10 protein-coding genes are annotated in these 11,850 nt (G+C 61.9%); 4 read left to right on the top strand and 6 right to left on the bottom strand.

The genetic code is table 11. The features are described 5' to 3' along the window. The first annotated feature begins 255 nt into the window (after positions 1–255). Complete coding sequence (locus ACFWEM_RS21945) at positions 256–1,572, top strand: DUF222 domain-containing protein (protein ID WP_378537017.1); 1,317 nt, start codon at positions 256–258, stop codon at positions 1,570–1,572. A gap of 89 nt (positions 1,573–1,661) precedes the next feature. Here the strand turns inward: ACFWEM_RS21945 and ACFWEM_RS21940 are convergent, their stop codons facing one another. Both ACFWEM_RS21940 and ACFWEM_RS21935 read right to left on the bottom strand, forming a co-directional pair. Next, a complete protein-coding gene (locus tag ACFWEM_RS21940) occupies positions 1,662–2,594 on the bottom strand; it encodes an oxygenase MpaB family protein (protein WP_378537014.1) in 933 nt (310 codons plus the stop codon). Between the two features lies 1 nt (position 2,595). After that, the gene (locus tag ACFWEM_RS21935; protein WP_378537173.1) at positions 2,596–4,383 is read right to left on the bottom strand and encodes an acyl-CoA dehydrogenase; all 1,788 of its coding nucleotides are present in this window, start codon (positions 4,381–4,383) and stop codon (positions 2,596–2,598) included. A 138-nt stretch (positions 4,384–4,521) separates the two neighbouring features. On the opposite strand from ACFWEM_RS21935, the gene ACFWEM_RS21930 reads away from it, so the two are divergent. Next, entirely contained in the window at positions 4,522–5,163 is a 642-nt protein-coding gene (locus ACFWEM_RS21930) for a TetR/AcrR family transcriptional regulator (protein WP_378445687.1), read from the top strand. Positions 5,164–5,332: 169 nt separating this feature from the next. On the opposite strand, the gene ACFWEM_RS21925 is transcribed toward ACFWEM_RS21930, so the two are convergent. Genes ACFWEM_RS21925 through ACFWEM_RS21910 form a run of 4 tightly spaced genes read right to left on the bottom strand, consistent with a single transcriptional unit; the run spans position 5,333 to position 9,007 of the window. Continuing rightward, positions 5,333–6,367, bottom strand: coding sequence for an aspartate-semialdehyde dehydrogenase (locus tag ACFWEM_RS21925; protein WP_378537010.1), 1,035 nt, complete (start codon positions 6,365–6,367; stop codon positions 5,333–5,335). Between the two features lie 6 nt (positions 6,368–6,373). Beyond that, the gene (locus ACFWEM_RS21920; RefSeq protein WP_378537006.1) at positions 6,374–7,639 is read right to left on the bottom strand and encodes an aspartate kinase; all 1,266 of its coding nucleotides are present in this window, start codon (positions 7,637–7,639) and stop codon (positions 6,374–6,376) included. A 49-nt stretch (positions 7,640–7,688) separates the two neighbouring features. After that, positions 7,689–8,642 (bottom strand): hypothetical protein, encoded by a 954-nt coding sequence (locus ACFWEM_RS21915; protein WP_378537002.1) that lies wholly within the window; start codon positions 8,640–8,642, stop codon positions 7,689–7,691. Next, complete coding sequence (locus tag ACFWEM_RS21910; protein ID WP_378536999.1) at positions 8,642–9,007, bottom strand: hypothetical protein; 366 nt, start codon at positions 9,005–9,007, stop codon at positions 8,642–8,644. The genes ACFWEM_RS21915 and ACFWEM_RS21910 overlap by 1 nt, the downstream gene beginning before the upstream one ends. Before the next feature lie 270 nt (positions 9,008–9,277). Between ACFWEM_RS21910 and leuA the strand changes: the two genes are divergently transcribed. Continuing rightward, on the top strand, positions 9,278–11,086 hold the full coding sequence (gene leuA / locus ACFWEM_RS21905) for a 2-isopropylmalate synthase (protein ID WP_003943488.1): 1,809 nt from the start codon (positions 9,278–9,280) through the stop codon (positions 11,084–11,086). A gap of 240 nt (positions 11,087–11,326) precedes the next feature. Further along, on the top strand, positions 11,327–11,704 hold the full coding sequence (locus ACFWEM_RS21900; protein ID WP_378536996.1) for an SHOCT domain-containing protein: 378 nt from the start codon (positions 11,327–11,329) through the stop codon (positions 11,702–11,704). Positions 11,705–11,850 lie beyond the last annotated feature (146 nt).

Here is an 11,850-nt window from a genome sequence, read left to right as displayed (position 1 = left end):
TGACGGCATCCGGAGCGGGTTACCCGTGTGCTCGCGCGGTCAAACGCCGGCCGCATACTTTAGCCAAGTTTGAGAATCGGTGGCCTATACCCCACCCCATCGGTCGTGACACTCGATGACGGCCTCCGTCCCGACGAAACACATTCGCGGACAACGGATGCACTCTTGAATCTTTGCGAGAAACCGAGGATTCAAAAATGCTCTTGACTCGAAAGTATGTTCGAGTATTGTAGAGGGTGGGGATCGGGGGATTCTATGAGTGTCTTGTTGTCGGACGTGGTGTCTGGTTCTGCGGTGGGGTTACGCGGACGCCTGTGGCGGTTGTCTGCTTCTGAGTTGCGTGAGGCTGCGGTGTCGGCGAGTGCGGAGATTCTGCGCCTGGAAGCCGTTCGGGTGGCGGTGGTGGACGAACTGTCGATGCGTCCGGATGATCAGGTGATTGCGTCCCGCGGGGTGGGGGCGTGGTTGGCGGCGAACACGATGCTGCAGGTTCGGGACGGGAAGAAGATCGCCGCCCTTGGTGCGGCGCTGCGGCCGTTTCCCGCGGTGGCAGCGAGTTTCGATGTGGGGGATTGCTCGTTCGATCATGCCGTGTTGATCGTGGCGTTTTGTGAGTCCCCGCCGAAGGGGATGCCGGAGGAAGCGTTGCCTCGCTGCATCGATTTGCTGTTGGCGGCTGCGTCGGGGATAGAAGCGACGACGACGAAGGTACGGCACGTCATCGCGACTTTGGAGCGGTTGTTCGAATCGGATGAGATTCCGCCCGCCGAAGACGTCGACCAGAACGAACTCCGCATCGCCTCGACACTTAATGGTCGGGTGGTGGTGCGCGGGGATTTCGACGCCCTCACTGGCGAAATGCTGCTGTCGGCGTTGTCGAATCTGACGATGCCCACCCCCGCGCCCGACGGAACTCCCGACGCTCGGTCGGCGGCGAAGCGGACCGCGGACGGGTTCACCGAACTGATCCGCCGCTACCTCGACTGCGCAAAAACCGGTACCGATGGTGGTCAACGACCGCACGTGAACGTGCACATCAACGCCCGCGACCTCGCTGAGCATCGGGACTGCGCCGCCGCGCCTTCTGATGTGGACGACGAAGGCTCGCCCGATCTGGACCTGTCAGATCTCGATGTCGGGCACATGCCATGGCTGGGACCACTGTCCGTGTCGCAGACCCGACTTCTCGGGTGCGATTGCTTCCTGTCGACTGTCCTACTCGACGATCACGGCGCGCCGCTCGATGCGAAACCCGGGAAACGGTTGGTCACCCCGGAGCAGAGAGTGGCGTTGATTGCCCGAGACAAGGGCTGCGCGTTCCCCGGCTGCACATGCGTGCCCGCGTGGACTGATGCGCACCATATCCGGCATTGGGCTAACGGCGGTCCGACGGTGATGAACAACCTGGTCCTGCTGTGCCGCTCGCACCACCGGTTGATGCACCGCAAATCCGGGTTCGTCGGAAAATGGGACATCCGAATAGGCGTCGACAACAAACCGTGGTTCATCCCGCCGCCCTCGATCGACCCGCAGCAGCACCCGCGGCCGGCGAACACCACCTTCAAAACCTGAGAACAGTTTCTCAGGCGCAACAGAATACGGCCAGGCTCCGCATCGGACATCAGCACCCGATACGGAGCCCACAGGCCGTGGCGAACCCGTCAGACTGCCTGCGGAACTTTGGCGGCTCGCGGGAATCGCTCCCGAATCTCTGCTGGGGTGACAACCCTCGGGTCGAGGGGCTGCTCGTCACGCAGGTGCCGCTCCAACACCTTGCCCGTCATCGGCGCAATGACTTTCAGAGCAGTGGTCATGTTCTTCGGTGAACTGCCCACCCGGACTGCAGTTCGCACCGCGGGCGCAATTGCCCTGTCCAACAACGCGGGCTGATCGAACCCACCCATCGTTCGCATCCAGCCGGGCAAAGTCGCGATAGTGGCCGGCGCGACCAATCGGCTGAAGGCCGCGAACTTCGTCTTCCCCTGCGCTCTCGGAGTTCTCAACAAGTAGTGCATCGCCCGGTTGGCACGCTCGGAGGTACACAATCTGGGCCTGACTTCTGCGAAGTACTCACGTACCTCGTCTCGGGAGCGTGGAACGTCGGAGGTCTTGCATGTCTGTAGTTCGGCAGCGATCACGCATTCTTCCCAGTACCGCTGCTCTTCGACGGCGGAGAGTGGTCCCGGCCCGTACATCTCGTAGCACTTGAGCACCGAATGCCAACCGGTCACGTGGATCCACAGTTGCGACGCCGGATTGTTTGCACTGTAACGAGTTCCGGTAATCGGTTCGATGCCCGTGGCCTGAGCGTGAACCGTCATGAGATGGTCGGACAAGGCCAGTGCCGTCCGCCCGTCGGCAGTGGCGACGGTCAGGAAGTAGGCCAAGGTTCGGTCGAGTCGCCCGGCCGGATCGCTGTAGATCCCGCTCATGTCTGCCACTGCGGCAGCAAGAAAGGGGTCGAAGTGCTCGAGCACCACTGACCGTTGGAAACCGATCAATGCTGTCGGGGCCGCCCATATTTTCCAACTGGGTGATCCTGGGCCGAAGAAGCCGTAATCCTCACGCGGTCGATTCATTGTCAGTTCAGACATTTCATTCCTCCCCGTTCGTTTCGCGAGCACCGTTCATTTCGTATGCACCGGACAGAGCAACAACCTGCTGCCAGACGTACTCGAATCGCTCGGCCGCAAACGCGGGGCGCCGAATGGATGCGAGAGCCAACCGTTGTTGATCTTCACTGGCACTGGGCTTGCCGTACAACTCCACCGCCGCAGCACTGAAGTCGCGAACCAAGACATCGAAGATCTGATCCAGGACCCCGCCGTCGCGCTGCCCCTCGTCCAATCCCAAGATCTCGGCCTGTTCGAGGATCAGCTGGCCGTAGACGACGAGGGTGAAGAGTTCGGTGATCGCCAAGCCGAAGTCCAAGTCGACCTGCTGCGCCGCATCCGGTGCAGCTTCGGCCAAGAGGGTCACGAGCGCTTCTGCCTGCTCGACGAACAGCGCGACGTTGGGAACATCCGCGAACTTCGCGTACACCGCTCGCCAGTCATCGAATCGAACCTTCGACAGCCCGCGTGCCGGGCCCTGACGGAACAGGAACTCGTCGTCGGCGGCGTCATTGCGCGTCGGAATCGCCGGAAATGACTCGGGGGCAAAGAGGTACGCCGGCATGAACTTGGCGATAAGGGCGAGATTGACGGCGACGGTTCCCTCGAGTTTGGGCAATCCGTCGACATCCATCTTGGCCACCGCGAGGTAGCTGTCTTTCTCGAAACCCTTTGCCGCAGCGATGTCGGAGAGCAGTCCGATCACTTTCTGCGCTTCGGTTGTCACCTTCATCTTGGTGACGGGGTTGAACAAGAGATAGCGGCGGTCTTCGGGCGATGCAGTACGGAAATAATCCACCGCTCGATCCGAGAAAAGCCTCATTGCCAGCAGGCGCGCGTACGCGTCTACGAACTCACGTCGCACGTGAGGGAAGGCGGTGACTGGATTACCGAACAGAATTCGATTGTGCGCGTGGGTGATCGTCTCGTACAACGCATGTGTCGACATACCGATTCCACCGAAGCACAGGTTGAACTTTCCGATGTTCACCGTGTTGAGTGCCGCACTGAAGGCTGCCTCACCGGTATGCAGAATATCTTCTGCCGCAACGGGATAGTCGGCGAGAGAGAACTCCGCCACGTACATCTGCGCCGGAACGATGTTCTTCACCACGGTGAATGCCGGATGGTCCGAGTCGGCGTAGAAGAAGACGTACTGATCAGCACCCTCCACTCCGTCGACGCGACCGAAGACGGAAACAGTGTTGGCACAGTTGCCATTTCCGATGTAATACTTCGAACCGCTGGCCAGGTAGCCGCCACCGCCGTTCGGCGTCAAGACCATGTCGGTGGAGTAGACGTCGGCGCCGTGCTCTTTCTCGGACAATCCGAATGCCGCAACACCTCCGGAATTCAACGCGGAAGCTGCTCGCGCCCTTGCCGTCTCGTTGTCGCTCTGCCACACCGGCCCGAGACCGAGAATGGTCACCTGCCACGGGTACCAGTAGTTGAGTCCGTAGAAGCCGAGGATCTCGGACAGCGCGGCGATACGACTGGTATCCCAGCGCTTGTCGGAGTCGCCGCCGCTGTCGCGGGCGGGCGTCAGAAATGTGGCGAACAGCCCTTCCTTCGCCGCGAAATCGAGGAAATCGGAGTAGAAGGTCTTGTCGTGATAGTCGGCCAGGAGCCGACTCTTTCCACGTGCCTCGAACCAGTCGACGGTCGCGCCCAGCAGTCTCCGCGTGGTCGCGTCGAACTCCGGCCGATCGTAAGTGGAGGGATGGAGCAACAGATCATTCGGCGCTGTCATAGCGGTTGTTCTCCTCGAGATCTCGGCAGAGGCGCCTCACTGAGCACCCCTTCGAATACAACGCCACCGTAACAATTGCAGACGTCGAATACAACGGTTGCGTATGATTCATGCAGAAGTGGCTGGCAGATTAGGGTGGGAGACGAGGTGAGGCACACGATGACCAGGTCACAGGCAGACACAACGGACACACCGCGTCGAAAGTACGCTCCGCGCATGGCGCCCGAGCAACGTCGCGAACAGCTCCTCGACGCAGCATTCGAGGTCACCGGCCGCGTTGGCCTGCACAACCTCAGCATGGAATCAGTGGCCGCCGAAGCCGGCGTCGGCAAGCCCGTCCTCTACACAATTTTCGACACGAGAACCGATCTCGTTGCCGCACTGCTGCGCCGCGAGCACGAGCGAGCCATCGCTCAGGTGCTCGAAACCATGCCGACAGATCTGAGCGAACTCGGCCCAGCCGCGTCGTACACCGGAACCGTTGGAGCCTTCGTCGACGCCGTACTCGCGAACCCGACGCGCTGGCGCCTGATTCTCACGTCTGTCGAGAACGCACCCAGCGAGTATCACGGTCTGTTGAAGCTCTCACGCGGAGCCGTTTTCGCTCGCGCCGAAGAACTGGCCCGCGCCGGAATTGCCATCGAACCGAAACTCGAAGGACTGGATCCGGTTCTCCTCGCCCACACGATGATGTCGTTTGCCGAAATGCTCGGACGGTTGGCCGTCAGCGACCCCGAAAGCTATACCCGAGAACGACTTTCCAGCTTCGCCGTAGCTCTCGCCCAATCGGTAGGTCGCTAGAAAGACGACTGAAACCTGTCGGTGAACTCGGTGCGCTTCTCGCCAAGGCGTATTCGGACGCCGACGACCTCGGCGGCCTGGTCGCGATCTCCGAACTGGACTGAAACGCACCAGCAAAACGACAGTGACCCCGCACCGCAAGGCACGGGGTCACTGGCAAAAAAGATGCTTAGCCGACCAACAGCTCGGCAATCTGAATCGTGTTGAGAGCGGCGCCCTTACGCAGGTTGTCACCCGAGACGAAGAGCGCGAGTCCGCGGCCCTCCGGAACACCCTCGTCCTGACGGATGCGACCGACCAGCGACGCGTTGCCACCGGCAGCGGCCAGCGGCGTCGGAACCTCGACCAGCTCCACACCGGGAGCGTCGGCGAGGATTTCCTTCGCACGAGCGACCGAGAGCGGGTTCGCGAACTCTGCGTTGATCGCGAGCGAGTGCCCGGTCACGACGGGAACGCGCACGCAGGTGCCCGAAACCAGCAGATCAGGAAGTCCGAGGATCTTGCGGCTCTCGTTGCGGAGCTTCTGATCTTCGTCGGTCTCTCCGCTTCCGTCGTCGACCAGCGAACCTGCGAGAGGCAGGACGTTGAACGCGATGGGAGCGACATAGTTGTTCGGGGCCGGGAAGTCGACGGCACTGCCGTCGTGAACCAGCTTCTCGGCGTCACCGACAACGGCGCGCACCTGGCCGAGCAGTTCCTCGACGCCGGCGATGCCGCTACCGGACACAGCCTGGTAGCTGGAGACGATCAGACGCTGCAGACCAGCTTCGTCGTGCAGAACCTTCAGCACCGGCATCGCTGCCATGGTGGTGCAGTTGGGGTTCGCGATGATGCCCTTGACCAGGTTCTTCGCGTCCTGCGGATTGACCTCGCTGACCACGAGGGGAACCTCGGGATCCTTGCGCCACGCGGAAGAGTTGTCGACAACGGTCGCGCCGGCAGCGGCGAAACGCGGAGCCTGGGCGCGCGAGAGCGTCGCACCGGCGGAGAAAAGGGCGATGTCGATGCCCTTGAGGTCCTCGTCGGACGTTGCTGCGGCATCCTCGACAACGATCTCTTCGCCGCGGAACGTCAGCTTCTTACCGGCAGAGCGCGCCGATGCGAAGAACCGCACCTTGTCTGCGGGGAAGTTACGTTCTTCGAGCAGAGTGCGCATGACGATGCCGACCTGACCGGTCGCACCGACAACAGCGATTGTCGTCATCAGAAATTACCGTCCTGTTCCTGCGTGTACTACAGCTTCTTCGTCGCCGCCCAGTCCGAAGGCTGCGTGGATAACGCGCACGGCGTCGTCGAGTTCGGTGTCCTTGACCAGCACTGAGATGCGGATCTCGGAAGTCGAGATGAGGTCGATGTTGATGTCGGCCTTGGCCAGTGCCTCACAGAACGTGGCCGTGACACCCGGGTGGCTCCGCATTCCGGCGCCGACGAGGGAAACCTTGCCGATGTGATCGTCGAACAAGATCTGTGTGAAGCCGATGTCTTCCTGGCGCTTGGTCAGGATCTCGACCGCGCGCGGGCCGTCAGCCGTCGGCAGCGTGAAGGTGATGTCCGTCTTGTTGGTCTCCACCTTGGAGATGTTCTGCAGCACCATGTCGATGTTGATCTCGGCATCGGAGACTGCGCGGAACACCTTGGCAGCGTGTCCCGGTGTGTCCGGCAATCCGACAACGGTGATCTTGGCTTCGCCGCGATCGTGCGCGACTCCGGTGATCAGGGCCTCTTCCACAGGAATGTCCTCCATCGATCCGGACACGATTGTTCCGGGCTTGGTGGTGTATGACGAACGGACGTGCACTGGCACGTTGTAGCGACGGGCGTACTCGACGCAGCGGAGCATGAGCACCTTGGCACCGCACGCTGCGAGTTCGAGCATTTCCTCGAAGGAAACCGTCTCGAGACGGTGAGCGTCGGGGACGATGCGCGGATCGGCGGAGTAAACGCCGTCGACGTCGGTGTAGATCTCGCAGACGTCAGCGTCGAGAGCGGCTGCCAACGCCACGGCAGTGGTGTCCGAGCCACCGCGTCCGAGCGTCGTGATGTCCTTGCTGTCCTGGCTGACGCCTTGGAATCCGGCGACCAGAACGATCGAGCCCTCGTCGAGCGCGGTGCGAACACGGCCCGGGGTGACGTCGATGATCTTGGCGTTGCCGTGGCTGCCGGTGGTGATGACTCCGGCCTGTGAGCCCGTGAACGAGCGAGCCTCGGCACCGAGAGAATGAATTGCCATCGCAACCAAGGAGTTGGAGATGCGCTCACCCGAGGTCAGCAGCATGTCCATTTCACGGGCCGGCGGGGAAGGGCACACCTGCTGAGCCAGGTCGAGCAGCTCATCGGTGGTATCGCCCATCGCTGACACCACGACGACGACATCATTGCCGGCCTTCTTGGTCTCGACGATCCGTTCAGCGACTCGTCGGATGCGCTCGGCGGTTGCCACCGAGGATCCGCCGTACTTCTGGACGACGAGAGCCACGCGTTTCTACCTCCAGGTCGAAATTGTTTACAGATACCAGAGGTCGAGCTTACCGAGGTGGTCCTGGGACTTCCCGATGCGTACTGCTGTTCGCCTCAGATCCCCGCGGGATCAGTTGCGAGATCCGCGCTCGCATCAACGTCGCAGAACGCGAGCCACCGGCAACATAACCGACCACCGCGACGGCAACTCCGCAGGCGAGAAGGACGCGGATACTGCTGACCAGCGAAACTGCCAGCGCGTCGTACACCGCGACTGCCGCCTCAGATGACGGTATGTCTGAATTCTGTAAATAGACCCGACGCACGACGGCCAGCGCCACCAGCAGGGCGATCATCGCCACCGCGGTCGCAAGCCCGACCAGGGACAGCGCCCGCATTCGCCCCGGTGCAACTGTGACGGCCGCGATCGCACACGCCACCGACACCCACGGCAGCCAGGCCGCTGCTCGGTCGAGAGTGTTCGAGAGGTGCTGGGCCCGCACCAGCTCGTCGGATTGCAGGATCTCGAACTGCGGATCGAACGTAGGGAGGCGATCGACGACGGTGAATCCGCGATCGCGGAGGTTCGTCCGCAGTTCTGTCATGACCGGCTCGAGGGACAAGGTGACTGCTCCGCTGTCGTCGGACCGAACGATGCCGTCGGTGGCTCGGCCGGTCACCATCGCGGCAAGTTGCGCGTGCGCCTGACGGTTGGCCGCGATCCAGAGCGTCGCAAACTTCTCGCTCGAGACCAACGACTGAGCCGCCTCCCGAACGAGTTTCTCGGCTTGTCTCGTCACCACCTGCGGAAACCGGTCCAACCGCTGCGTCAATTCCTCGGTCAGCCGGTCAACGACCGCCGTTTGGACAGCAGGTTCTGCAGCCAACGGGGCGACCGTCTCGACATAGCTGTCGGTGTCGTTCACCTGGGCGTGCACGAACAGCGCAACCACCGAACCGGCAGAACCGAGCCCGGCGAGAACGATCAGCAGTGAACAGACGACCCAGCGGATCGAACGCATCACGTGTGCTTGGCGCGCGCCGGTCGGATCTTTGCGGTGATGCGGTGAATGCGGTGATCATCAGCGGGTATCCGGAAAGTCTCGGTAACCCGAACGGTCATCAGGCTCCGCCCGAACAACCCGGCGTCAAGGAGGTACTCAGCCGTCAGGTCGTCCCCGTCGACCGTCCACTCCACCTCACGAATATCGCGGATCACGCGATACTGAGGACCTCCGGAAAGGCTGCGCCGCAGATGATTCCCCGAAAATCCGGTCTTGAGCCCGACCTCGTGGCGTACTGCGTCCGGAGCCAGCGGTACGGAGCTGCCATCGTGACTGCGGAGCGCGTCGAGGTACGTGCTCGCCACGCCGATTCGGGGATCCATGGACGACAGTCCACCATTTTCGGTGCCGAAACGGCAGCACAATTCGGCGACAAATTGGACATGAGGGCGAACCCCGCCGATTTCTCGCGAAATCCAGGAGTAGAGTGCTGTCCATGCAGCGCGCACTCCTTCTTGGTTGCCGCGACGGGGTCTGATCCAGACTGGCCTCCCGCCGCGGGGTTTTTGTGCGCCGGTCGACCAAGCCTTCCGGACTCATGGTCTTGACCAACAGGTCAACAGGCCGGGTCCACAATCCTGGAGATCACACCCATGTCCCCCGCTGACGCATTCACCACCGGCACTCGCACCATCACCCCGCCCACGAAGCCGGCACCTTCCGACCAGCCTGCGTGGAACACGCAGAAGAACTCGTCGATGCCGACATTCCGCTACCGCCCGTTCGCCGAAGAAGTCGAGACTGTCACGCTGCCCGACCGCACCTGGCCGGACAAGATCATCGACCGAGCACCCCAGTGGTGCGCCGTTGACCTGCGCGACGGCAACCAGGCGCTGATCGATCCGATGAGCCCGGCGCGCAAGCGTCGTATGTTCGATCTCCTGGTTCGTATGGGCTACAAGGAGATCGAGGTCGGATTCCCGTCCGCGAGCCAGACGGACTTCGATTTCGTTCGCGAGATCATCGAGGACGGCGCCATCCCGTCCGACGTCACCATCCAGGTGCTGACGCAGTCGCGTCCCGAGCTGATCAAGCGCACGTTCGAGGCCTGTGAAGGTGCCGAGAACGCGATCGTGCACTTCTACAACTCCACCTCGATCCTGCAGCGCCGCGTCGTTTTCCGCGCCGACAAGGACACGATCAAGAAGATCGCCACCGACGCCGCCGAGCTGGTCCTGGCCGAGTCCAAGAAGTACCCGGACACGAACTGGCGCTGGGAGTACTCCCCTGAGTCCTACACCGGCACCGAGTTGGAGTACGCCAAGGAAGTTTGTGACGCCGTCACCGAAACCCTGGGTGCGACGCCTGCCAACCCGGTCATCCTGAACCTGCCTGCCACCGTCGAGATGGCCACGCCCAACGTGTACGCCGACTCCATCGAGTGGATGCACCGCAACCTGGCTCGCCGCGATTCGGTCATTCTGTCGCTGCACCCCCACAACGACCGCGGCACCGGCGTCGCTGCAGCCGAGCTGGGCTACCAGGCCGGCGCAGACCGCATCGAAGGTTGCCTGTTCGGCAACGGTGAGCGCACCGGCAACGTCTGCCTGGTCACTCTCGCTCTGAACATGTTCACGCGTGGCGTCGACCCGCAGATCGATTTCTCGAACATCGACGAAATCCGTCGCACGGTCGAGTACTGCAACCAGCTGCCCGTCCACGAGCGTCATCCGTACGGCGGCGACCTGGTCTACACCGCATTCTCCGGCAGCCACCAGGACGCCATCAACAAGGGCCTCGACGCCATGAAGGTCGACGCCGACAGCCAGAACTCCGACGTCGACGACATTCTCTGGCAGGTCCCCTACCTGCCGATCGACCCGAAGGACGTCGGCCGCAGCTACGAGGCCGTCATCCGCGTGAACTCGCAGTCCGGCAAGGGCGGCGTCGCGTACATCATGAAGGCCGATCACGGTCTGGTGCTGCCGCGTCGTCTGCAGGTCGAGTTCTCGCAGTCGGTCCAGAAGATCACCGACGGTGAGGGCGGCGAGGTTTCGCCGAAGGAAATGTGGGACGTCTTCCACGAGGAGTACCTCGCTCCCATCACCCCGCTCGAGCGCATGAAGCAGAAGGTCACCGCGTCCGAGGAAGACGGCGGCACCGATGCGATCACCGCGATCGTCAAGGTGAACGGCAAGGAGCAGGAGATCTCGGGAACCGGCAACGGCCCGCTCGCTGCCTTCGTCGACGCGCTGGGAAGCATCAACTTCGACGTTCGTGTCCTCGACTACTCCGAGCACGCGATGTCCGCCGGTGACGACGCCCAGGCCGCGGCCTACGTCGAGTGCGCCGTGACGGGCCCGGAGGGTCAGAGCACCGTTGTCTGGGGTGTGGGTATCGCCACGTCGATCACGACGGCCTCGCTGCGCGCTGTGGTCTCGGCAGTGAACCGCGCCAGCTGACACTCAGCTCCCGACTCGTGAACAATCCCTGGTCTCACCCGATTTTCGGGTGAGACCAGGGTCGTTTTCAGGGCACTGAAGATTTTCGGTCCATGTTTTCGATTCGGCATGACATTGGTCCCGAAAGAGTCGGTTAGCGAAGTTAACAAAAAGAATTCACCCATCGAGGATGATGCAGACGCCACGTGCGCGTGAGATAGTCAGCTCAGACAAATCCGACTTGTGAAATGGAGCTCGACAATGGATTCCTTTTGGGACTTCCTCTGGCTGATCATCATCAGCTTCGCGTTCATCGCGTACTTGATCCTGCTCTTCTCGATCATCACCGACCTGTTCCGCGATCACAAGACCTCCGGCTGGGTGAAGGCAATCTGGATCGTCTTCCTGTTCTTCATTCCGCTGCTCACCTCGCTCGTCTACCTGATCGTTCGCAGTGACGGAATGGCACAGCGGTCCCTCGAGGCTGCGCAGCAGGTCAAGAACGCACAGGACAGCTACATCCGCGAGGTTGCCGGAAAGTCCCCGGCCGAATCCATCGCAGATGCAAAGGCACTTCTCGACTCCGGCACCATCAGCGAAGAAGAATTCGCAGCACTGAAGGCCAAGGCCCTCGCCTGATTCCGGCCGTCAATAACCGGCCTCCACTAACCGGGCCTCAATAGTCAGTGGAGATTGCACTACCGAAGCGGGAGCGACACTAATCGTGTCGCTCCCGTTTTGTGTTCATTCACCAACCGTCGTTCATTCACCGACGGCCCTTCATT

Source organism: Rhodococcus sp. NPDC060176, from assembly GCF_042728675.1.
Lineage (GTDB): Bacteria > Actinomycetota > Actinomycetes > Mycobacteriales > Mycobacteriaceae > Rhodococcus_F.
The sequence above is the reverse complement of the archived record's forward strand: the minus strand, read 5'-3'. Positions and strand labels throughout refer to the sequence as shown.

Coding starts and splice junctions, on each gene's coding strand:
- ACFWEM_RS21910 (WP_378536999.1), bottom strand. CDS start 9,007: ATGGATCCCCGAATCGGCGTGGCGAGCACGTACCTCGACGCGCTCCGC.
- leuA (WP_003943488.1), top strand. CDS start 9,278: ATGTCCCCCGCTGACGCATTCACCACCGGCACTCGCACCATCACCCCG.
- ACFWEM_RS21940 (WP_378537014.1), bottom strand. CDS start 2,594: ATGTCTGAACTGACAATGAATCGACCGCGTGAGGATTACGGCTTCTTC.
- ACFWEM_RS21900 (WP_378536996.1), top strand. CDS start 11,327: ATGGATTCCTTTTGGGACTTCCTCTGGCTGATCATCATCAGCTTCGCG.
- ACFWEM_RS21925 (WP_378537010.1), bottom strand. CDS start 6,367: ATGACGACAATCGCTGTTGTCGGTGCGACCGGTCAGGTCGGCATCGTC.
- ACFWEM_RS21945 (WP_378537017.1), top strand. CDS start 256: ATGAGTGTCTTGTTGTCGGACGTGGTGTCTGGTTCTGCGGTGGGGTTA.
- ACFWEM_RS21915 (WP_378537002.1), bottom strand. CDS start 8,642: ATGCGTTCGATCCGCTGGGTCGTCTGTTCACTGCTGATCGTTCTCGCC.
- ACFWEM_RS21930 (WP_378445687.1), top strand. CDS start 4,522: ATGACCAGGTCACAGGCAGACACAACGGACACACCGCGTCGAAAGTAC.